This is a genomic window from Pseudomonas sp. KB_15 (assembly GCF_052114525.1).
Taxonomy (GTDB): Bacteria; Pseudomonadota; Gammaproteobacteria; order Pseudomonadales; family Pseudomonadaceae; genus Aquipseudomonas.
Genome location: NZ_JBFREX010000004.1, coordinates 83,026 through 105,209, shown reverse-complemented (window position 1 = coordinate 105,209; position 22,184 = coordinate 83,026). Strand labels below are relative to the sequence as shown.

Sequence of the window (22,184 nt, the reverse complement as noted above, 5' to 3'; positions counted from 1 at the left end):
TGCTCGCGAAGGCGTCCGCCAGAACACCATCGAATGTTCAGGCCGCAGCAGGCACACCGCTGTGAAAACGGAACTCCACATCCGGCGACTCGATCAGTTCCTGTTCGGCGGCGCGGACCTTGTCGATCACCTGGGCGATGTCCTTGGCGTCACCGTATTGATAGGCCAGTTTCAGGTAACCCTGGAAATGCCGGGCCTCGCTCTTGAGCAAACCAAAATAGAACTTGCCCAGTTCTTCGTCCAGATGCGGCACCAGCGCTTCGAAACGCTCGCAACTGCGGGCCTCGATGAACGCCCCTACCACCAATGTGTCCACCAGTTTCACCGGTTCGTGACTGCGTACCACCTTGCGCAGCCCCGACGCGTAGCGCCCGGCAGACAGCTGGCGCAGTTCGATCTTGCGGCGTTTCATCAGGCGCATGACCTGTTCGTGGTGCACCAGCTCTTCCCGGGCCAGGCGCGACATCATGTTGATCAGATCGACGTGGGAGTGGTACTTGGCGATCAGGCTCAACGCGGTGCTGGCGGCCTTGAATTCACTATAATCAGCAATAACACTATGAAAACCAATTACATCAAATTGGCAACTAAAAAAAATATCGATTCTGTTTAGATACACGAAAAACCGTGGTATAAATTTTACATCCAAACGAAATGAATCTACTGCGCTCGACGTACCCAAGCGCTTCGCATGAGTTTGCCCAAAAATATTTTTACCTAGGACTTAGAGCATATATGCCCTATGCAGTCGGCTACGCGCGTTTCTCCAGCGCAAAACAAGGTTCAGGCACAAGCCTAGAACGGCAGCAAGAAATGATAGCCAAGTGGATTGGTGAAAACCCCGAGTATAAAATCTATCCAAAGACATTTGAAGATCTAGGACGTTCTGCATCTAAAGGTGATCATTTGAAGCATGGATTTGGAAAACTCCAAGAAGCTATTGAGCTTAAAGAGATTGGCGAAGGCGACGTTATTTTGGTTGAAGCAATTGACCGAATTGGGCGCCTGCCAGAACTAAAAATGTTCTCACTAATAAATCAAATTATCGAGGCTGGCGTACGGATCGTAACACTGCAAGATGAAACAGTTTATGGCCCAATCATTACCGCAGGTCAAATCTGGTTGCTTCTAGGGAAAGTACAACAAGCCTTCACATATAGCAAAGATCTTGGAGGTCGGATCAAAAAAAGCTATACAATTCGTGAACAAATGGCCAGAAAAGGACTAATCCCAAAAAGAAGAACGCCCATTTGGCTAAACACCGATGGAACGTTAAAGGATGATATCGCAGCCGCAATGAAAACAGCTTTTGAAGATGCGCTGTCAGGCCTTGGGGAACGTAGAATCCTCAAAAGATTGAAAGCAATGCATTCAGCGTTTGAAAAAAGCCATCCAGCCAGCGTCAGGAAATGGCTAACAAACAAAACCGCCATCGGCTTTTGGCGCGAACACTTAATCTATCCACCAATTGTCAGCCAAGAACTGTTTTATCAAGTCCAAAGGTGCTTTGAAGAAGCTTACGTACCAGCTTCATCGCCAACCAAACACTTTTTGTCCGGGCTTGTGAAATGCGGAAACTGCGGCTCGTCTTTTCAAGTGAAGGTCAACAAGTCGAGCCCCAATAGCATGCACTGCTCGGCACGAGCAATACATGGTATTGATCGATGCGAAAACGGTACATCTTTTCCTGTACCAGTATTATTGCATATTTGCCATGACACTGCGACACTCGCAATGGAGAACGCCTTACAGAACATCGAACTTTCAAAAACCAAGAAACAAAGCATAATTCTCGAAGGCCGGTTAAATGACACTGCAAAAAAAATTACAAACTTGATGGACTCCCTAGAACAGTATGGACCMGTACCAGAGATTGACACTCAAATAAAACTACTCCTTTCCGAAAGAGCAAAACTGGAAAACGAAAAACTTTATTTGACTGAAAATGATACAGTCAATACAAGCAGCTATGAAGATGCGTGGGACTATCAATATGAATTGATCGAGGATGATCCAATGCGTTTAAACGCGCTGCTTCAATCTGTGGGCTATCAAATCAAATGTTATGCCAATCGTAACATACTAGCAAACACTATTGGTAACGACCTGAGTAAATCCACATACATAAACTACGATAGAAAAATCCAAGCGTACTGTCTTCGCGTAAACGATAACATTTATAACATTGCAAACAGAGAAGGTATCTTTACCAAAGAACGACTCACGGCCTTCAAAAAAATGCTGCAAGCACAAAGAGAAGGAACTGTAACTTATAAAGAAATGCCATTATCTCCAGATCACAGTGAAATGTATGACTTTCTCGACTCACTTGAAAGCTGATCAGTGCTTCCGCGCCCTTGCCTTCGCATATAACCACGCAAACCCAAAATGAGGGATTATCGTCCTGCCTAGGCCAGTGTTTGTAACTGAACCAATATTATCCTACGACCTATTTACTGTATATTTATACAGAAGATTGCAAGATAGATAGGTAACGATGGAACTCAAACCTCTGCGCAAAACGAGCCTTTTCACGAACCTTGCATGCGGTCCATAGGTGCTAATCACCGTGATATATTTCCCCAAATATAATTTTTAATTACATCAAATTAGCATTAGGCGAACCTGTTTAGGACACCCTAAAACAGTGGTAATATTAGTTTAACCCCCAACCTTGTTTCTTCGGCACTAAAATCTATTCAAGCCCATGCTAACTGCGCTTTGCCCGCGTATGGGCGATTGCTATCTAGTAATATCCAATAGAGCCTATAGAAGCAAGAAAGGCAATCATCAATACGGATAAGATAAATTGAAAAAGACAAAGAATCAGAAAGCCAAAAAGAATGTAACCTACAGCCCAACCTACCAAGGACTAAAAATCAATACAGGGAAATTTAAGAATCTTGGTGTGTATACAATCATGCTCAAACCTATGCTTGGTCAGATTAATGCGTTGCTGACACACCATTCAAGGGTACAACTGTTACGGTTCGATCTTCATCTGCCTGTTGTGGATATTTTGCCTGCTTCATCAGCCAACCTAGTTGTCTCCAATTTTTTCAAACAGGTCAAGCAAGACCTTGCAAGTGCGAATTGGAGCCGCCAAAAGAATGTCATACAGGGTTGGACTAGAGAAATCGGCGAATCCAACAATGCCCACTATCATTGTTATATTGGCGTAAGCTCTACAGTCCCCATAGGGACGTTTTACGACAATACCCCGACCCAGATATGGAAATTGATTTATAGCCGCTGGAAAGACCTCTCAGGCGGCTCTGTGAGGCCGTCCGGACATCACGTAGTCAATAGGTTTAATCACGAACAACTTAGCACCGCTTTTTACCATCTGAGTTATCTTTGTAAAGTTAGAAGCAAAGATTTCGGAACAGGTGAACCGCATAAACGGTACTCAAATTCCAGGCTAAAACCTAAAAAGGTGGCAGATCAGCAAGTAATTACCGATTGCCACCCGGAGTTGCTAGAACTGTTCTTTATACCTACCGCTTCACCAGATATGGTTATATCGCCCCAGCTTTAGTAAGTATCAGAAGCGACGTAACAGTCACAATCACCGACGCGAACGACCATTTCAAAACGGAGATAAAAACAGGCTTATTGGCCATCCAGAACTTGAATCCACCCCCCCTCAATTGCCATTTGCGGGCCGTACAAAGCAACACTGGCAGGACAACCGCACCAAGCACCCAGAACAAGGCGCCCGGTTCCTGATGAGTTTTAGTCCCAGCGATAACAACAAAAACGTCATAAAATTTTTCTTCATGATCACAACCTCACAACAGTCTAATACGTTGATACACGAGTTAACTGTTCAATGTCGTGGCTGGTATTTCTCCAAATACTGCTTTGCTAATTTTTGACCTGCTGCCCTTTGAGATTCAGACAGATTGCGACCATAAAGATCCCGAGCACTTGTCGCTGGATAATATCCATTGGCAGCAGAAACGGAAAACCAAACGTATGCTTGGCTGTTGTCTTTTGGAACCCCGTCACCCGTCAGATAGTGAGACGCAAGCCAGTACTGGGCACGACCATTACCTTGTTCAGCTGACTTTCGGAACCAGATCATCGCCTCCTGAGGATTATGCACACCTCCTTCGCCCATGTCATATCTCATTCCGAGCAAGTACTGGGCATTTGGGTCGCTGGGCTCTGCAATTTTCTGAATCGTTGTTGAGTTATTTTTGGAGTTTGCGGTTCTATTCGTATCGTCCAGAGTCTTTTGAATACGACTTTGTTCAACTGTCTTAGCCCGCTGGGCCCGAACTTGTTCAGCTTCCTTCGGCCGTTGATCGACAACTTTATCAGCAGCTTCAACACGCTGGGTCCTAGCTTGTTCTGCGGCTTTAACAGCAGGATCAGCGTAATAATCGGCCTGAGCAATTTCCTGTTGATAGGCAAACATCACGTGTTGATTTTCGAGCGAACCTTTTTCAGAGTAAGCGTTCATTGCAAAACAAACCAGCGCCCGTTTGAAGTAGCTCTCATCAAGGTTCTTTTCTGATCCGACAATATCAATCAGATTGGAAATGGCGTCTTTGGATTTTGATTCTAAATCATCTCTTATAAAGCTATATCGAGCCGGCTTGTGTATTTCTTGCATTATCGCAATTAGATTGGGGTCGTATTCACGCAATTCCTCAGGGCTAAAGCTATTTGCCTTGAGAATGCTAAAGGTCCCATACGCATATAGCGCAGAAGTATACGCATCCCTTGCAAACCCTGGGATATCTGGGCTTGGTAACGTATCGCAGTCAGACTTTATTTTGATAATGTCTTCTTTGTCGCCGGCTAATGCGTTGGCTGTGACACACATAAGACCCGCCGAAACAAGTAAAATCGAGATAAAGCTAAGTTTCATCACTACTCCTTTGGGTGCAGATCGTCAGACGCGACGGTTTGACTCCATAGTGCCACCACCCGACAAAAATTCATAGCATGCTATGAGGACCTTTCGGACCCAGTGCCTGAAAGTTTCCCTTTGCCTGGGGAACATCGTGGAAATCGAAGCTGCATTTGGGAAAGCATTGAAAAACAAACGTAAAGACATGGGACTAACCCAAGAGGAACTGGCACATCAAGCGGAGCTTCAGAGAAATTACATCAGCTTTTTAGAACGCGGCATCTACCAACCCACAATTACAACGATTTTCAAGCTATCGGCCGCGCTAGGGTGCCGACCTAGTGAACTAGTTACAGCCACTGAAGAACTAGTAAATACCGAAATTTATTGAAACGTGCAGACATAGACAGAAAAACAACTCACTTAGTGTGAGCTCACGCCAAATTCCATTGCACTCGGGCCTTTCGGCCAGCAGAAACGAGCAATCCAGACCATCCTGTCCCGAACTGAACTAGGATTTCCGATTCAACTCATCAAGGACGACTCCCCCATGGCAGACAATAACGCCACCATTGCCGATGTGCTTGAACTACTGCTGATCAATCAGGACGCTATCGCTGCTGGACTTGAAGAAGTAGCCCTGTGGATCAAGGCGAGAGGCTCCGTGGATACCCACGAGAATATCGTCACCGCACTGGAAACTCTCGACCTCAACGTGGACGCCATCAATGCCGGGATTGCATCGTTGGCTGGCACAAGCTCTTCATAGTCAATTGGGTACACCCTATGACTACAAATGAGTGAATACGGATTGCTCCTTAAAATCGCATTCAATAGGGTTGATTTTAATTATGAACACAGCCAAACTCCAAACATCTAGAAGCTAATGAATACAAAGGTAATGAAAATGGCAAATGTAGGTTATGTCAGGGTTTCATCGGTTGATCAGAACACAGCCCGCCAGTTGGACGGTGTGACACTGGATCGCGTTTTTGAAGACAAGGTGTCGGGTGCGACTACAGATCGGCCACAGCTACAAGAAATGTTGAAGTTCGTCCGCGAAGGCGACACCGTTCACGTCCATTCAATCGACAGGCTGGCCCGGTCATTGGAAGACCTGCTAAAGCTGGTGAAGGATTTGAACACTAGAAAGATCGGCATCCACTTCCACAAGGAACAATTGCTGTTCACCGGGGAAGCCAACCCCATGCAGGAGTTGATGCTGTCATTGTTAGGTAGCGTTGCCCAGTTTGAACGTGCAATGATCAAAGAACGTCAGCGGGAAGGCATAGCTAAGGCTAAAGAAGCGGGCAAGTACAAAGGTCGTGCAAAGACTGTAGATGACGCTGCTATACGGTCTGCAATGCAAACTGAAGGTGCATCGTTCCGCAAGGTGGCGAAGGCTTTGGATGTGAGTCTGAGCACCGTTCAAAGGGCTATGAAAGCCTAGATGCAAGGCTTCTTAATGGCCCGCCCCGGCGGGCTTTGTGCTTTCTGGGATATCTGTCAATGCTTCACATAGGCCCTATTTCCGCCCGATGTAATGCAGTAATGCCCGCCACGAGGCCCATAACAAAAATTCCCCCCGCCGCAGCTGCAATCAGGTTCGGAGTAGCCGCCCTCGGAACTGGCTTTAGCCGAGCTGGTTGAGACTTTTGGGAGTTTTATGGCTTTCACCTGGTCGACCCGGCTGGCCACAAATGGGTCCATGGTCTTCACATTGCGAATGATCCGGCACTCAAGCACGGTCACCATTGCCGCCCCTAGCTGGGCATCGCTCTTACCCAATTTCTCGAAGGCATCAACGGCGTAGCCGCGCTGGTCCACATGGGTGTTGTACGCATACACATACTTGCTGCGCATGGGCTCTTTGGCAGCCTGCTGAAGCATGGACGTGAATGCCGGTGCTATGGGACGACCCAAAGCCCGCAGTCGTTCAACAACCTTTGTTGATGCACCTTCGCGGCCCACCAAGTCCTCCGATAAGTCAGCCCACAAGACTTCTGAGATCAGCCGAGTGAGCCCTGCCAACTGTCGCGGATCAAGCGATGGGAAGAAGTGCTTTTCAAGGTTTGGTGCCAAGCAATAGTCGGTGTAGAACTCTTCAAGATCTTGGCCTGATTCCCACGGGGAAACACTTTCGGCATACACATAGGCAACCGGCCAAAGGGCCACAGCCAAAAATACAACTACTCGCAACATAAGACTGTCCTTGTCGTTTTCTTATATCTCATCGGGTCTATGAAAACCCCCATCGTGCAACTGCTCTAGGTAGTACGCAAGGTTGCCCGAAACCTTTTCCAGAACCCTCGGTAAGTAGGGCAGCAAGTCTATAAATGCCGAGCCTACCGGGCCGCCGTGATAGTGCCTACAGTGGTTGAGAATGGCTTCGCGCTCTTCGGCAGGAAGTTGCGGCATCGGATCTCGGTCGTTGTAATCGTGCAAATTGGACAGGTGAATGAAGGCACACCCAAATGTGTATACAGAGCGCGCCCAACCTTGGAGTTGCTGAGCCAACTCGACCATCTCGCGATCTGTTACACGACCGCGACCGCTGGACTGCATCCATTGCTGCCCATTCACGGAGGCCTCAATCAAGATTGTTCGCCTTGCGGGCTCTTGACTCAGTAAGTAGATGACACGAACCATTGAGTCCAATTCCTGTCGCAGAATGGCCATCATCTGGCTTGGAATATTGGCTGTCGCTAGGACCTGCATGGCTCGTTTGTGGTCGCTTGAGCGACTGAGTATTTGTCTGGCGAAAACGGCAACAGCTTCCATCTGAGCATCCTCTCTAATTCCTAGATGTTTGCGTCAGGGTCAGTGTGGATGCCCAAATCGCGCATATCCGACGTGTATTGCTCGTACCGAAGCCATCCAAGTAAGTCGAGTATGGCCATGGCTCGAGACTCAAAAGGGGGTGCAAGCGAAAACATAGGCGCGTTGTGCCCATTCAAAGTGTTAAATAGTTTGACCCAAGAACTGCCCGGCTTCGTATCTTCGAAATGCATTGCCTGATTGCGGCCGAGCCAAATTAAATCCCGCACACACGAACCGGAAATCAATCTACCTTCTGTGGTGCAGTCCATGCGCTCCGATCCATGCCGGATCGCAATGGCCTGCTTAGCAATCTGAAGGATAGTACCGGCGACAATGTTGATTGATAGATCACAGACTTTCACACCGCGATCAGTAGCCGCAAGCTTTGCTTTTTGACGAACGAGGGTTTGACTTGCCGCTTCAAGCAATTCGGTTCCGCTACCTTCCAGAAATGCAATTTCTGCTTCTTGTCGGAAGCGGGTGGCCACATACTCTTCCTTTTGTACTACCTGCCCCAAAAGAACCCCATACAAATCAAAAATAGTCTTTTGAGTGAGGTCGTAATGGGCAGCAGCGTCGTCCTTTTGGGGCATGGTACGGTTCCCGAAATCAGGTTTTCTGGATGGTTGGCGTGATGTGATGTGATGTGATGTGATGTGAGAATAGACTTGTTGAAATGCGTGAGGCCAAGACCAAGAGGTTAAAACGAGAACCGATCAACACTACGGGTTAAATCGCTCCATGTTGACGAACCAGCTTGGACGGGGCTACGCGAAGGGGTGACACCGGGGGACTGACTACATAGCCTCAGAAAGGGCTAAAGGGGCAAAATGGGACCACTTTATTGGCATGGTCCGATCAAAAAAAAACGTCCATATTTTTTTTAGCCCCAAAAGTTTTCGGTTCCAAACTACGTCACGTCAGTACTGGGATGCCGCTGTGGAATCTAAATTCGCTATCTGGGCTATCAATCAAACCTGCCTCAACCGCCCTCACCTTTTCGATTACACGGTTCACGTCCGCAACATCCCCATACTGGTACGCAAGCTTTAGATAGCCTTGGAAGTGCCGTGCTTCGCTTTTCAGCAAGCCCGAGTAGAAGCCACCTAGCTCACTGTCCAAATGCGGCACCAACGCTTCGAAACGTTCACAACTACGTGCTTCGATGAATGCTCCCACCACCAATGTATCAACCAGTTTCACAGGTTCATGAGTGCGCACTGTCACACGTAATCCCGATGCGTAGCGTGCCGCCGACAGAGGATACCATTCTACCTTTCGCTTTCTCATCAGCCGCAAGACTTGTTCATGGTGCACCAGTTCTTCTCGTGCAAGCCGAGACATCATCATGACCAGATCAGGGTATGCCCCGTATTTGGCAATCATGCTCATAGCTGTGCTCGCGGCTTTGAATTCACAATTCTTGTGATCCAAAAGCATGATGTCCTGCTGGCTTAGGGCCGCTTCAACCCAAGCATCGGGGGTACGGCAACCCAGAAAATCGTGGATCTCAGGCAGCATGGACATGTCTCACAATTCGTAGTTGCATTGCCGACTTCTTCTCACAGTTCTTGTGGTCAATCAGCATCACGTCTTGCTGACTCAAAGCCGCTTCAACCCATGCATCGGGGGTCCGGCACCCTAGGAATTCATGGACTTCAGGCAGCATGGAAAATTCTCACAATTCGTAGTTGCATTGCCGACTTCTTCTCGCAGTTCTTGTGGTCGATCAGCAGAGTTTCCTGATCGGCCAGCGCAGCCTGGATCCAGCCGTCGGGGGTGCGGCAGCCAAGGAACTCGTGAATTTCGGGAAGGATCATGGGGCTCACGGACAAATAGGTTCAAAACGAAGGGCGCCGATTATACCGGCCTGCCCGCAGACCACCAGTCGCCAACCGTTGATATGCATCAAGCCCCCGAATCGCAGTCAGCAACTATAGTTGTGCAACGCCGTGCTTTTTTATTTTCAGGAGATCCCGCTCATGCAAGCCGTACGCAGCATTCTGGTGGTCATCGACCCCGAACACTCCGAAAGCCTGGCGCTGAAACGGGCCAAACTGATTGCCGGCGTGACCCAGGCGCAGTTGCATCTGCTGGTGTGCGACCCCAAGCATGATCACAGTGGCATGTTGGGTGTGCTCAAGGCCGCGTTACTTGCGGACGGCTACACCGTCACCACCGAGCAGGCCTGGAATCATAGCCTTCACGAAACCATCGTCGATGTGCAGCAGGCGGAAGGTTGTGGCCTGGTGATCAAGCAACACTTTCCCGACAGCGCACTGAAAAAGGCCCTGCTGACACCCGAGGACTGGAAATTGCTGCGCGAGTGCCCTTCCCCGGTACTGCTGGTGAAAACCGCCGGTTCATGGAGAGACAAAGTGATCCTGGCAGCTATCGACGTCGGCAACAGCGACCTCGAACACCGCCACCTGCACGAAACCATCATTGATCATGGCTATGACATCGCCACCCTGGCCAAAGCCCGTTTGCACGTGATCAGCGCCCACCCGTCGCCGATGCTGTCGTCGGCCGATCCGACGTTTCAACTCAGCGAAACCATCCAGGCGCGCTACCGCGAGCAATGCAAGTCATTCCAGGCGGAATTCGACATCGACGATGAGCACCTGCACATCGAGGAAGGCCCGGCGGACGTGCTGATTCCGTTCATGGCGCACAAACTGCAGGCGGCAGTGACGGTGATCGGTACCGTGGCCCGTAGCGGGTTGTCAGGGGCGTTGATCGGCAATACCGCGGAAGTGGTGCTCGATTCGGTCGAGAGCGATGTGCTGGTGCTCAAACCGCAGGAGATCGAGGATCATCTGGAGGAGATTGCCGACAAGCATTGAGACTTGTGGTGTTTGGCCGGACGCCATCGCGAGCAGGCTCGCTCCCACAGAGGATTTGTGAACGACGCAAATCCCCCTGTGGGAGCGGGCTTGCTCGCGAAGCTTTTAAAACTCAGCCTTCAAACGCGTCCTTGAGAAACCCCGGCGCTATATAGCGCTGGTAATGGGCCTCGGAGAGGAGAAAAAATTCCCGATCAATGGCATCGCGCAATTCCGGCAGGTTCCAGTCGCGAAACTCCGGCAGCAACACCATCCCGTAGGCTTCCAGGTTGTTGATCACCCGCGCGCCCCGCGCGATCAACTGGTAGGCCCAGCAATATTCCGACTGATGGGGCACGAAGCGGATCTTGCGTTGCTCCAGCTGCATTCTCAGCAGTGCCGGATCGAAAATTTCCACCTTGGCGGCCATCACCTGCGACAGTAACTGCTCAAGACGCAGCCATACCGCGCGCTTTTCTTCCTCGTTGTAACCGTTCCAGTGGATCACTTCGTGGTGGAAACGCTTGCAGCCACGGCACACCAGGTCACCGTAAACAGTGGAGCAGAGGCCGACGCAGGGTGTCTTGATGGTCTGATTGGGCATAGGTAGGCAAAACGCGAAAAAGCAGAACAGGCCGGCATGTTAGCCCTTTGTCCGCCATTGATCACCTCTCAAAGTTAAGGGCCCGGAGTGAATCGGGGTTTGCTGACTGCCACCACCAAAGTCCAATAAAACCTGACTTACCTTTAATTTTTTTTTGCCGTAGAATCAGCCTGCCTTTTTAGGCGCCAATGTCCGTTAGAAGCTGTTTTCAAAGCGTCACGAGCACAGTCGTTCCTTCAGAGCGGTGTTGGCGAGGGGTTTTTCCAGCGGGGAAAAGCCCAACGCCAACCCTCATCAGCTCCCGTTCTGCAGGCGTAAAACTTTGAAAGCAGCTTCTGTAAGGAATTGTCGGTAATTCTGGCCAAGTGGCTCACAACGCCATGCAGCGCATGAGTACGGCAATTTCGGGATGAGCGTCCCGGACACCCATTTGGGACCACTGATGAGGGTAATAACTGTGCTTGAAGCCTACCGCAAACATATCGAAGAGCGCGCAGCACTGGGTATCGTTCCCCAGCCGCTAAACGCCGAACAAACTGCAGGCCTGGTCGAGCTGCTGAAAAATCCCCCGGCTGGCGAAGAAGCATTCCTCGTTGACCTGATCACCAATCGCGTTCCGCCAGGCGTGGACGAAGCTGCCTATGTGAAGGCCGGCTTCCTGTCTGCCATCGCCAAAGGCGAAGCCAAATCCCCTCTGATCGACAAGAAGCGCGCTGTTGAACTGCTCGGCACCATGCAGGGCGGCTACAACATCGTGACGCTGGTCAACCTGCTGGACGACGCCGAACTGGCACCAGTAGCTGCCGAAGAACTCAAGCACACCCTGCTGATGTTCGACGCCTTCCACGACGTCGCCGAAAAAGCCAAGAACGGYAACGTTCACGCCMAAGGCGTGCTGCARTCCTGGGCTGACGGCGAGTGGTTCGTGAAGCGCCCGACCCTGGCCGACAAGATCAGCCTGCGCGTGTTCAAGGTCACCGGCGAAACCAACACCGACGACCTGTCCCCTGCGCCTGATGCCTGGTCCCGTCCGGACATCCCGCTGCACGCCCTGGCCATGCTGAAAATGGCTCGCGACGGCATCGTGCCGGACGCACAAGGCGTCACCGGTCCGATGAAGCAGATCGAAGAAATGCGCAACGCCGGCTTCCCGATCGCCTACGTCGGCGACGTGGTCGGTACCGGTTCTTCGCGTAAATCGGCCACCAACTCCGTACTGTGGTTCTTCGGCGACGACGTTCCTTATGTACCGAACAAGCGTGCCGGCGGTTTCTGCTTCGGCAGCAAGATCGCTCCGATCTTCTACAACACCATGGAAGATGCCGGCGCACTGCCAATCGAATTCGACGTTTCCAACATGCACATGGGCGACGTGATCGACCTGTACCCGCATGCTGGCAAAGTCTGCAAGCACGGCACCGACGAAGTCCTGACCACCTTCGAAATGAAGACCCCGGTCCTGCTGGACGAAGTTCGTGCTGGCGGCCGTATTCCGCTGATCATCGGCCGTGGCCTGACCGAGAAGGCTCGCACCGAGCTGGGTCTGCCACCTTCGACCCTGTTCAAGAAGCCTGAAGCACCGGCTGAAAGCACCAAGGGTTTCACCCTGGCGCAGAAAATGGTCGGCAAGGCTTGCGGCGTGACCGGCGTTCGTCCGGGCACCTACTGCGAACCGAAGATGACCACCGTGGGTTCCCAGGACACCACCGGTCCAATGACCCGTGACGAACTGAAAGACCTGGCGTGCCTGGGCTTCTCGACCGATCTGGTGATGCAGTCSTTCTGYCACACCGCGGCTTATCCAAAGCCGATCGACGTGACCACCCACCACACCCTGCCTGACTTCATCATGACCCGCGGCGGCGTTTCCCTGCGTCCGGGCGACGGCATCATCCACTCGTGGCTGAACCGCATGCTGCTGCCGGACACCGTAGGTACCGGTGGTGACTCCCACACCCGTTTCCCGATCGGCATCTCGTTCCCGGCCGGTTCCGGTCTGGTTGCGTTCGCCGCAGCCACTGGCGTCATGCCGCTGGACATGCCTGAGTCGATCCTGGTTCGCTTCAAAGGCGAACTGCAGCCAGGCGTCACCCTGCGTGACCTGGTTCATGCCATTCCTTACTACGCGATCCAGGCTGGCCTGCTGACCGTAGAGAAGAAAGGCAAGAAGAACGCCTTCTCCGGCCGCATCCTGGAGATCGAAGGTCTGCCTAAGCTGACCGTAGAACAAGCGTTCGAACTGTCTGACGCCTCGGCTGAACGTTCGGCTGCCGGTTGCACCATCCAGCTGTCCAAAGAGTCGATCGCTGAATACCTGCAGTCCAACATCACCCTGCTGCGCTGGATGATCGGCGAAGGCTATGGCGATGCACGTACTCTGGAACGTCGCGCTCAAGCGATGGAAGCCTGGCTGGCCAACCCTGAGCTGCTGGAAGCGGACAAAGACGCTGAATACGCCGAAGTCATCGAGATCGACCTGGCCGACATCAAGGAGCCTGTGCTCTGCGCGCCGAACGATCCGGACGACGCTCGCCTGCTCTCCAGCGTTGCTGGCGAGAAGATCGACGAAGTGTTCATCGGTTCGTGCATGACCAACATCGGTCACTTCCGCGCTGCCGGTAAACTGCTGGAACAGGTCAAGGGTCAGCTGCCAACCCGTCTGTGGCTGTCGCCGCCGACCAAGATGGACGCTCACCAGCTGACCGAAGAAGGCTACTACGGCATCTACGGCAAGGCCGGCGCTCGCATGGAAATGCCAGGTTGCTCGCTGTGCATGGGTAACCAGGCACGTGTAGAGCCGAACTCGACTGTCGTGTCGACTTCGACCCGTAACTTCCCGAACCGTCTGGGTGACGGCGCGAACGTCTACCTGGCTTCGGCTGAGCTTGCGTCCGTGGCTTCCATCCTGGGTCGCCTGCCGACCGTCGAGGAGTACATGGAATACGCTGGCAAGATCGACAGCATGGCGGCCGATGTCTACCGCTACCTGTCCTTCGACCAGATCGCCGAGTTCCGTGAAGCTGCTGCGAACGCCAACATCCCGGTCGTTCAAGCCTAACGCTGCAAAGCAATGAAGAACGCCGCCCATCGTGAGATGAGCGGCGTTTTTTTATGCATCCAGTTCAAACACCAAAAATCCTGTGGGAGCGGGCTTGCTCGCGAAGAGGGAGTGTCAGTCCATACAAATACCGACTGACACTCCCTCTTCGCGAGCAAGCCCGCTCCCACATTGGGTTATGCGTTCAACTGGAGGGCTTGTTGCACTGCACCATCAACACTTAGCCCGCTCAAAACCACCCCGCTAGCCTTCACTTCCGGCAAAGCAGCCAACGCCGTTTGTGCGTCGTCCTTGAGGCGAGCCAGAATCAGGCACCGTCCTTCCTGATGCACCCGTACAAAAAACGCCTGCAACGCCTCGATGCTGGTGCCATCCAGATCCGGCGACTCCTCCAGACTGAGAATCACCGTATGGATCGGCGATTGCGAATGCCGGATCAAACGCATGGCGGCGCCGAGAACCCGTTCGACGTTGGCAAAGAACAACGCTTCACCTGGCCGCACAATCAACACGCCAGGCACGGCTTGCGCCGCTGGATGGCGTTGCAGGTCGACAAAGTCGTGACCGCCATCGATGCGCCCCAGAATCTGGATATCCGCCGCCGACAGTTGCTTGAGCATCAGCAACACACTGATCGCCACCGCCACCAGCAAGCCGTCCAGGACCCCCAGCACCAGCACCGCGCCCACGGCACAGATCACCAGCAAACGGTCACGGCGCCAGATGAAATACCGTCCCAGCGGCTGCAGGCTCAAGCCGCGCCCCAGGGCATGGATAACGATGGCAGCGAGGATCGGCTCCGGGGTCAGGGCGATGTAAGGCAGCACGGTCAAGACGATGAGCAGCACCACCAGCGCCGCCACGCCACCGGCCAGGCGTGAAGTCGCGCCCGCTGCCTCATTGGCCGACGTTGCCGAATACCCCGCTCCCGCCGGCATGCCATGAAACAGGCCGGACATCAGGTTGGAAGCACCCAGCGCCAGCAGGTCGCGGTTCGATGTGACGTGGTCACCGTGCTTGAGCGCATAGGCACTGATCGAGCCGTAGGACTCCGCATACAAAATCATCACCATGGCGAACGCCAGCTCACCCAGACGCAGCCAGTCAGTGAACGGCAGCACCGGCAACTTCGGCACCTCCAGACCGAGGTCGATCACACCAATCAGCTTTACGTCATAGGACGGCAGGTTCAGCCACTGTCCGGCCGCAATGCCGATCACCACCACCAACAAACCGCCCGGCAGGCGCCGAAAACGCGCGAACAGCCATAACAAGGCCAATGCCACGGCGCCGACACCCGCCGCCACCCAGTTCCATTGCGGCAACTGTTCCAGCAACTGCGGCAGAAACCGCACCAGATTGACTTCGGTCAAATGCACGCCGACCACGCTGGCTACTTGCTTCAAAATAATGGTCAGCGCCAAGCCAAAGGCAAAACCGCGCAGCACCGGTTTGGCAATGAACGATGTCACGCTTCCGAGCTTGAACAACCCGGCCAGCAGGAAAAACGCCCCGGTCATCAGTACCAGGCCGATGGCCAGCGTCGAGCGCAATTGCGGATCGCCATTGGCCAGGGTCGCGGTGGCAGCGGCCAACACGGCGGCTGACGATGAAGTGGCCGAGACAATGGCAAAACGGCTGGTGCCGAACAGGCCATAACACAGCAACCCGGCGAACAAGGCGATCACCCCGGCCTGGGGCGCCAGCGCGGCGATGCTTGAATAGGCGACCGCTTCAGGTAGCAGCAGCCCTGCAATCGACAAACCTGCCAGCAGGTCCTGCCAGCGGTTGGGTTGCTCAACGGGGTTTGGCGGTGAGGCGCTCGACAATCCGGTGTCTCCAGGCGAAAAAAAGCCGCTGCACGTATACGTGCAGCGGCCACTGTAGCTGTCAATCCGGCACTGCGCGAGCAGGCCGGTCGATCACGCGCTCAAGGAATAGATCAACGCGGTAATCGCCACCAGACCCACCGCCGTCACGAAGACGTTGGACGCCTGACCGCGATAGCGTGCCATCGCCGGTACCTTGCGGATGGCGTACATCGGCATCAGGAACAGGATCGCCGCGATCACCGGGCCACCCAGGGTTTCAATCATGCCGAGGATGCTCGGGTTCAGCGTGGCAACGATCCAGCACACCACCAGCATGAACGCGGCAGTCATGCGGTCCAGGGTCTTGGCGGACGGACGCTTGCCGCTCTTGACGATCAGGCCCTTGAGGCCTTCGCTGGCGCCGATGTAGTGCCCCAGGAACGACTTGGAAATGGCCACGAAGGCAATCAACGGCGCCGCGAAGGCGATGGTCGGATTGCTGAAGTGGTTGGCCAGGTACGACAGGATCGACAGGTTCTGCGCCTTGGCTTCAGCCAGTTGCGCCGGCGACAGGGTCAGCACGCAGCTGAAGACGAAGAACAGCACCATCACCACCATCAACAAGTGGGCGCGGGACAGGATCTGCGAGCTGCGCTCCTCGGCGTGCTCCCCGTAGCGACGCTTCTGGTCCACGGCGAACGCCGAAATGATTGGCGAGTGGTTGAACGAGAACACCATCACCGGAATCGCCAGCCACAGGGTGTGCAACAGCGCCGACGGTGCCGGCACGCTGCTGGCGGTGGTCAGGATGCCGCCGTTCCAGTGCGGAACCAGGTACACCGCCAGAAACAGCAGCGCGACGATGAACGGGTAGACCATCAGGCTCATGGCCTTGACGATCAATTGCTCACCGCAACGCACCACCGCCAGCAGGCCGAGGATCAGCACCAGCGACAGCACGGCGCGCGGTGGCGGCGTGATGTGCAGTTGATGTTCCAGGAAACTGCCCACGGTGTTGGTCAGGGCCACGCTGTAGATCAGCAGGATCGGGAAAATGGCGAAGAAGTACAGCAAAGTGATCAGTGCACCGGCCTTGATGCCGAAATGCTCTTCCACCACTTCGGTGATGTCGGCGCCTTCGCGACCGGACAGCACGAAACGGGTCAGCCCGCGGTGTGCGTAGAACGTCATCGGAAACGCCAGCAACGCCAGGATCAACAGCGGCCAGAAACCGCCCAGGCCTGCGTTGATCGGCAAAAACAGGGTTCCCGCACCAATCGCCGTGCCAAACAGGCCCAGCATCCAGGTGGTGTCTTGGCGATTCCAGCTCGAAAGTGTCGCTGTTGTCGCTGCTACATAGCGTTTGTTGACGCTATTGGCCTGATCATTCATCCGGTGGGATCTCCACATTCCGGTCACTTGCCACCCGGCCAGGACGCGTCGGAATACCCGACAGGCAGCGCCTGGCCGAAACAGGGGCGCGATTCTGGAGGATTAGTTAGCAGAAGCAAAGACTTAGGTGAGGAACGGTGGTACCAGATTGACGAAAAATCCCCTGTAGGAGCGAGCCTGCTCGCGATTACCTTGGCACATCCAACATTTACTTTGGCTGACACACCGCTATCGCGAGCAGGCTCGCTCCTACAGGGTTCTACGGCGTGCTCAGAGGTGGGGCTACCTGCGCTTCATCGCCAAAGCGCAGTCCGCACTTGATAAAGGTCTATCGTCATGTATTTTTAACCGACCTGCATTCCTTCTGGAGTCTTCCCATGCCACTGGTTCGCGTCGACATCAAAAAACATCAGGACCCCACCCACGCCAAACGCATCGGCCAACTGATCTACGCCGCCATGCACAGCACCATCGGCGTGCCGGAGAACGATAATTTCCAGATACTCGCCGAACACGATGAGCAGCATTTCATCTTTGACCCCGGTTACCTGGGCATCAGCCGTACGGACCAACTGGTGGTGATCCAGATCACCATGAGCGAAGGACGAACCATCGAGCAGAAAAAACTCCTCTACAAAACCATTGCCGAGAGCCTTCATGCAGAACTCGCGGTGCGCCTGGAAGACGTTTTCATCAATCTGGTGGAAGTCAAAAAAGAGAACTGGTCGTTCGGCAACGGGATTGCCCAATACGCCCTCTGATGTTCAACCTGCAGCCCCGAGAGTGACCCATGCCCCGAGTTTCCCGCAAACAAGCCGACCTCAACCGCGAGACCATCGTCGATGCCGCCACGCGGCTGTTTCGCGAACGCGGCCTGCACGGGATCAGTGTTGTCGATGTGATGGCCGCTGCGGGACTGACACACGGCGGTTTTTACGGGCATTTCGAATCCAGGGAAGCCCTGGCGCAAGAGGCCAGTGGCCGGGCCTTCGAACAGGCCGCGCAACGCTGGCAAGCAAGGGTGGCAGACAATGACAGCAAGGACGCCGCCCGCCGCGCCGTGGTCGAAACGTACCTGTCCAGCGAAAGCCGGGACAAGCCGGGCGACAGTTGCCCGGTGGTGGCCTTTGCCGGGGACATGTGCCACGAGGCTGCCGAGAGCGGTTTGCGTCAAACCTATATGCAGGGCCTGAACAACTTGCTCGGCTCGCTGGGTTCGCTGCTCGACACCGAGGACGAAGCCGACAAACGGCAGCAGGCGCTGGTACAGTATTCGCTGATGTTCGGCGCGCTGATGTTGTCCCGGGCGACCCGCGGCGATCCACTGTCGGATGAAATTCTCGAGGCTGCCCGGGCAGCACTCGCAGCGTCGAAATAAAAGGTTCTTCACGCATTCCCGGGAAACTGCAGGAGCAGCCGGTCGACGCTTGATTGCTGGCGATGGACTCAAGTGCGCCGCGTTTATCCGGTTCACACGCGTTATCGTTAACGACCATCGCAGGCTTCGCCAGCTCCTACACGCAGCCCCGCAGGAAATACAGCAGGCTGCGATCGCTGGTGGTTGCCAAGCTATCCTGAAATCAGCAATCTCAAGAGACATTCGAGCCGATTTTTCGATGCCCACAGGAAGCCAAGCATGCCTGTAACCGTTCTGGTACTGGTTGAAACCATCAATGATTACCTGCCCATCCTCGAACATCAGGGTTTCCACCTGATTCTCGCCCCGACACCCGCCGAGCGCGCCGAAGCCATCGCCCGGCACGCCGGGCAGATCGACGCCGTCCTCACCCGTGGCCCATTGGGGCTGTATGCCGATGAAATCGCCGCGCTGCCCAACCTCAAGATCATCTGCGTGATTGGCGCCGGCTATGAACACGTCGACCTGCAGGCCGCCGCCGACCGGGGCATCACCGTCACCAATGGCGCCGGGGTCAACGCCTCGTCCGTCGCCGACCATGCCATGGCGCTGCTGCTGTCGCTGGTGCGCGACGTGCCCCGCTGTGATGCCGCCGTACGGCGCGGCGAATGGCCGAAAATCATGCGCCCTTCCCTCGCCGGCAAACGCCTGGGCATCCTCGGTCTCGGCGCGGTCGGCATGGCCATCGCCAAACGCGCCGCCAACGGCTTCGACATGAGCGTGTGCTACCACAATCGCCAGCATCGCAGCGATGTGCCCTACACGTTCTGCTCGACGCCAACCGAATTGGCGCGCGCGTCGGACTTCCTGATCGTCGCCACGCCCGGCGGTGTGGGCACCAGGCACCTGATCAATCGCCACGTGCTCGACGCGCTGGGCCCCGACGGGTTTATCGTCAACATCGCCCGGGCCAGCGTGATTGTCACCGCCGACCTGATCGCCGCCCTGGAGCAACGCCGGATCGCCGGTGCCGCGCTGGATGTGTTCGACGCCGAACCAAAGGTACCGGATGCGCTCAAGACCCTGAACAACGTGATCCTCACGCCCCATGTCGCCGGGCTGTCCCCGGAAGCCACCCAGGGCACCGTCGAACTGGTGGGCAAGAACCTCGTGGCGTTTTTCTCGGGCCAACCGGTGCTCACGCCGATCGCCTTGCCGCCGGCCATGAGCCGGGTCGCTCATTGATGGCAATTCAAACAGCTGTATCAAAAACAATGATTGGCCGGCAACACGCTCACCTATAAGAGCCGATCGCGGTTGTGGGTGCGGGGTGTGCGCATTAGATTAGCCAATAGTTTCAGGCCTCCAGAATAAGCAGAAGGGATAAGCATGGCGCTTACTGACCAGTCCACCCGTATCCGCACCGGCGAAGAGCTCGATGCCAGCCTGATCGATCCGTACCTCAAGGCCCATATTCCGGGGCTCAGCGGTTTGCCACGGATCAGCCAGTTTCCGGGCGGCGCTTCAAACCTCACCTACTTGCTGGAATATCCCGAACAGGAATTCGTCCTGCGTCGCCCGCCCTTCGGCCACAAGGCCAAGTCGGCCCACGACATGGGCCGTGAATTCCGCATCCTCAATCAACTGCGCGACGGTTTTCCGTACTGCCCGAAAGCCTACGTGCACTGCACCGACGAATCGGTGATCGGTGCCGAGTTCTATGTCATGGAACGGGTCAATGGCATCATCCTGCGCTCGGACCTGCCGCCGGAGCTGGGTCTGGACTCGGCGAAAACCGAAGCCCTGTGCAAGAGCTTCATCGACAAGTTCGTCGAACTGCACCAGGTCGATTACAACGCTTACGGCCTGGGTGACCTCGGCAAACCCGAAGGTTACGTGGCGCGGCAAATCAAAGGCTGGAGCGATCGTTACGAAAAAGCCCTGACCCCCGATGCGCCACAATGGGAAACGGTCAAGGCCTGGCTCAACGACAAGATGCCGGCCGACCATCCGACCTCCAGCATCGTGCACAACGACTACCGCTTCGACAACGTGATCCTCGACCCGAACAACCCGATGCAGATCATCGGCGTGCTCGACTGGGAACTGACCACCCTCGGCGACCCGCTGATGGACCTGGGCAACACCCTCGCCTACTGGATCGAAGCCGATGATCCGGCGCCGGTGCAGATGATGCGCCGCCAGCCAAGCCACGCGCCGGGCATGCTGACCCGCCGCGAGTTCGTCGATTACTACGCCGAACGTTCGGGCATCCGCATCGACAATTTCGACTTCTACTACACCTACGGCCTGTTCCGCCTGGCCGGCATCGTGCAGCAGATCTACTACCGCTTCTACCACGGCCAGACCCAGGACAAACGCTTCGCGCAGTTCATTCACATGAACAAGCTGCTGGAGCAGATGAGCCTGCAGGTCATCCAGAAATCCAGCCTGTGACCCTGATTCTGTTCGATGACACACAATCCCCTGTAGGAGCGAGCCTGCTCGCGAAGGTCTTTAACGATAACGCCCGTTCACTGACCAAACGCAGCAAGCCGCCCCTACCAAACAGCATCAGCGACACCCCCGGCATTTGACTCGATAACAAGACTTTTTATAAAGGAATCCCATGTCCAAGACTCAGTTGTTCGACCTCGACGGCAAGATCGCTTTCGTCTCCGGCGCCAGCCGTGGCATTGGTGAAGCCATCGCCAAATTGCTGGCCCAACAAGGCGCCCACGTGATCGTGTCGAGCCGCAAGCTTGAAGGCTGCCAGCACGTGGCCGACGCTATTATCGCTGCTGGCGGCAAGGCCACCGCCATCGCCTGCCACATCGGCGAAATGGAACGGATCAGCCAGGTCTTCGCCAGCATCAAGGAACAGTTCGGCCGTCTCGACATCCTGGTCAACAACGCCGCGACCAACCCGCAATTCTGCAACGTGCTGGACACCGACCTCAGTGCTTTTCAGAAAACCGTCGACGTCAACATTCGCGGCTACTTCTTCATGTCCGTGGAAGCCGGCAAGCTGATGCGCGAAAACGGTGGCGGCAGCATCATCAACGTGGCCTCGATCAACGGCGTTTCGCCGGGGATCTTCCAGGGCATCTACTCGGTGACCAAGGCGGCCGTAATCAACATGACCAAGGTGTTTGCCAAGGAATGCGCGCAGTTCGGGATTCGTTGCAATGCCCTGTTGCCAGGCCTCACCGACACTAAATTCGCCTCGGCGCTGGTGAAAAACGAAGCCATTCTGAACACCGCGCTGCAGCAGATCCCGCTCAAGCGGGTGGCGGATCCGAGTGAGATGGCGGGGGCGGTGCTTTACCTCGCCAGCGATGCTTCGAGCTATACCACTGGGGTTTCGTTGAATGTGGACGGTGGTTTCCTGTCCTGATTCTGTTTGCGAATAAAAGTAAGGCAGCCGATCAGGGCGATTGGCTGCCTTTTGTTCAC

At 54.7% G+C, this 22,184-nt stretch carries 21 protein-coding genes and 2 pseudogenes; 12 read left to right on the top strand and 11 right to left on the bottom strand.

Annotated elements, in window-relative coordinates:
* Positions 1–37 precede the first annotated feature (37 nt).
* A pseudogene (locus tag AB4Z35_RS07715) lies at positions 38–538 on the bottom strand (tRNA-(ms[2]io[6]A)-hydroxylase); the annotation flags it as partial.
* Positions 539–735: 197 nt separating this feature from the next.
* On the opposite strand from AB4Z35_RS07715, the gene AB4Z35_RS07710 reads away from it, so the two are divergent.
* On the top strand, positions 736–2,340 hold the full coding sequence (locus tag AB4Z35_RS07710) for a recombinase family protein (RefSeq protein ID WP_442096538.1): 1,605 nt from the start codon (positions 736–738) through the stop codon (positions 2,338–2,340).
* A 469-nt stretch (positions 2,341–2,809) separates the two neighbouring features.
* Complete coding sequence (locus tag AB4Z35_RS07705; RefSeq protein WP_442096537.1) at positions 2,810–3,538, top strand: YagK/YfjJ domain-containing protein; 729 nt, start codon at positions 2,810–2,812, stop codon at positions 3,536–3,538.
* A gap of 291 nt (positions 3,539–3,829) precedes the next feature.
* Here AB4Z35_RS07705 and AB4Z35_RS07700 read toward each other — a convergent pair whose 3' ends face one another.
* The gene (locus AB4Z35_RS07700; protein WP_442096536.1) at positions 3,830–4,879 is read right to left on the bottom strand and encodes a tetratricopeptide repeat protein; all 1,050 of its coding nucleotides are present in this window, start codon (positions 4,877–4,879) and stop codon (positions 3,830–3,832) included.
* A 136-nt stretch (positions 4,880–5,015) separates the two neighbouring features.
* Between AB4Z35_RS07700 and AB4Z35_RS07695 the strand changes: the two genes are divergently transcribed.
* From AB4Z35_RS07695 to AB4Z35_RS07685, 3 genes are all read left to right on the top strand, one after another.
* A complete protein-coding gene (locus AB4Z35_RS07695; protein WP_442096535.1) occupies positions 5,016–5,252 on the top strand; it encodes a helix-turn-helix domain-containing protein in 237 nt (78 codons plus the stop codon).
* A 159-nt stretch (positions 5,253–5,411) separates the two neighbouring features.
* Positions 5,412–5,630 (top strand): hypothetical protein, encoded by a 219-nt coding sequence (locus tag AB4Z35_RS07690; RefSeq protein WP_442096534.1) that lies wholly within the window; start codon positions 5,412–5,414, stop codon positions 5,628–5,630.
* A gap of 132 nt (positions 5,631–5,762) precedes the next feature.
* Positions 5,763–6,311, top strand: coding sequence for a recombinase family protein (locus AB4Z35_RS07685; protein WP_442096533.1), 549 nt, complete (start codon positions 5,763–5,765; stop codon positions 6,309–6,311).
* A 56-nt stretch (positions 6,312–6,367) separates the two neighbouring features.
* Here the strand turns inward: AB4Z35_RS07685 and AB4Z35_RS07680 are convergent, their stop codons facing one another.
* From AB4Z35_RS07680 to miaE (AB4Z35_RS07655), 6 genes and pseudogenes are all read right to left on the bottom strand, one after another.
* Positions 6,368–7,063: a hypothetical protein gene (locus tag AB4Z35_RS07680; protein ID WP_442096532.1), complete on the bottom strand. Its 696-nt coding sequence runs from the start codon at positions 7,061–7,063 to the stop codon at positions 6,368–6,370.
* Positions 7,064–7,084: 21 nt separating this feature from the next.
* Complete coding sequence (locus tag AB4Z35_RS07675) at positions 7,085–7,642, bottom strand: hypothetical protein (protein ID WP_442096531.1); 558 nt, start codon at positions 7,640–7,642, stop codon at positions 7,085–7,087.
* Between the two features lie 20 nt (positions 7,643–7,662).
* Positions 7,663–8,274, bottom strand: coding sequence for a hypothetical protein (locus AB4Z35_RS07670; RefSeq protein ID WP_442096530.1), 612 nt, complete (start codon positions 8,272–8,274; stop codon positions 7,663–7,665).
* A gap of 322 nt (positions 8,275–8,596) precedes the next feature.
* Positions 8,597–9,202 (bottom strand): tRNA-(ms[2]io[6]A)-hydroxylase, encoded by a 606-nt coding sequence (locus AB4Z35_RS07665; protein WP_442096610.1) that lies wholly within the window; start codon positions 9,200–9,202, stop codon positions 8,597–8,599.
* On the bottom strand, positions 9,192–9,350 hold the full coding sequence (gene miaE / locus AB4Z35_RS07660; protein ID WP_442096529.1) for a tRNA isopentenyl-2-thiomethyl-A-37 hydroxylase MiaE: 159 nt from the start codon (positions 9,348–9,350) through the stop codon (positions 9,192–9,194). The genes AB4Z35_RS07665 and miaE (AB4Z35_RS07660) overlap by 11 nt, the downstream gene beginning before the upstream one ends.
* Positions 9,346–9,501 (bottom strand): annotated as a pseudogene (gene miaE, locus AB4Z35_RS07655) (tRNA isopentenyl-2-thiomethyl-A-37 hydroxylase MiaE); the annotation flags it as partial. The pseudogene miaE (AB4Z35_RS07655) and the gene miaE (AB4Z35_RS07660), both read right to left, overlap by 5 nt.
* Positions 9,502–9,663: 162 nt before the next feature.
* Here miaE (AB4Z35_RS07655) and AB4Z35_RS07650 point away from each other — a divergent pair.
* A complete protein-coding gene (locus AB4Z35_RS07650; RefSeq protein WP_442096528.1) occupies positions 9,664–10,527 on the top strand; it encodes a universal stress protein in 864 nt (287 codons plus the stop codon).
* A gap of 112 nt (positions 10,528–10,639) precedes the next feature.
* On the opposite strand, the gene AB4Z35_RS07645 is transcribed toward AB4Z35_RS07650, so the two are convergent.
* Positions 10,640–11,110 carry a DUF1289 domain-containing protein gene (locus AB4Z35_RS07645; RefSeq protein WP_204928837.1) on the bottom strand — a complete coding sequence of 157 codons (471 nt, stop codon included), beginning with the start codon at positions 11,108–11,110 and terminating at the stop codon, positions 10,640–10,642.
* A 457-nt stretch (positions 11,111–11,567) separates the two neighbouring features.
* Here AB4Z35_RS07645 and acnB point away from each other — a divergent pair, with 457 nt between their 5' ends.
* Positions 11,568–14,168 carry a bifunctional aconitate hydratase 2/2-methylisocitrate dehydratase gene (gene acnB / locus AB4Z35_RS07640; protein WP_442096609.1) on the top strand — a complete coding sequence of 867 codons (2,601 nt, stop codon included), beginning with the start codon at positions 11,568–11,570 and terminating at the stop codon, positions 14,166–14,168.
* A gap of 176 nt (positions 14,169–14,344) precedes the next feature.
* Here the strand turns inward: acnB and AB4Z35_RS07635 are convergent, their stop codons facing one another.
* Positions 14,345–15,997, bottom strand: a complete 1,653-nt coding sequence (locus AB4Z35_RS07635; protein ID WP_442096527.1) for a SulP family inorganic anion transporter — start codon at positions 15,995–15,997, stop codon at positions 14,345–14,347.
* Positions 15,998–16,090: 93 nt separating this feature from the next.
* A complete protein-coding gene (locus AB4Z35_RS07630) occupies positions 16,091–17,371 on the bottom strand; it encodes a serine/threonine transporter (RefSeq protein WP_442096526.1) in 1,281 nt (426 codons plus the stop codon).
* 377 nt (positions 17,372–17,748) lie between these two features.
* Between AB4Z35_RS07630 and AB4Z35_RS07625 the strand changes: the two genes are divergently transcribed.
* From AB4Z35_RS07625 to AB4Z35_RS07605, 5 genes are all read left to right on the top strand, one after another.
* Positions 17,749–18,132, top strand: coding sequence for a tautomerase family protein (locus AB4Z35_RS07625; protein WP_442096525.1), 384 nt, complete (start codon positions 17,749–17,751; stop codon positions 18,130–18,132).
* 29 nt (positions 18,133–18,161) lie between these two features.
* Positions 18,162–18,749: a TetR/AcrR family transcriptional regulator gene (locus AB4Z35_RS07620; protein ID WP_442096524.1), complete on the top strand. Its 588-nt coding sequence runs from the start codon at positions 18,162–18,164 to the stop codon at positions 18,747–18,749.
* Between the two features lie 258 nt (positions 18,750–19,007).
* Positions 19,008–19,973 carry a 2-hydroxyacid dehydrogenase gene (locus AB4Z35_RS07615; RefSeq protein ID WP_442096523.1) on the top strand — a complete coding sequence of 322 codons (966 nt, stop codon included), beginning with the start codon at positions 19,008–19,010 and terminating at the stop codon, positions 19,971–19,973.
* Between the two features lie 144 nt (positions 19,974–20,117).
* Positions 20,118–21,185, top strand: coding sequence for a phosphotransferase family protein (locus AB4Z35_RS07610; protein WP_008004615.1), 1,068 nt, complete (start codon positions 20,118–20,120; stop codon positions 21,183–21,185).
* 172 nt (positions 21,186–21,357) lie between these two features.
* Positions 21,358–22,125: an SDR family oxidoreductase gene (locus AB4Z35_RS07605; protein ID WP_442096522.1), complete on the top strand. Its 768-nt coding sequence runs from the start codon at positions 21,358–21,360 to the stop codon at positions 22,123–22,125.
* Positions 22,126–22,184: the final 59 nt, after the last annotated feature.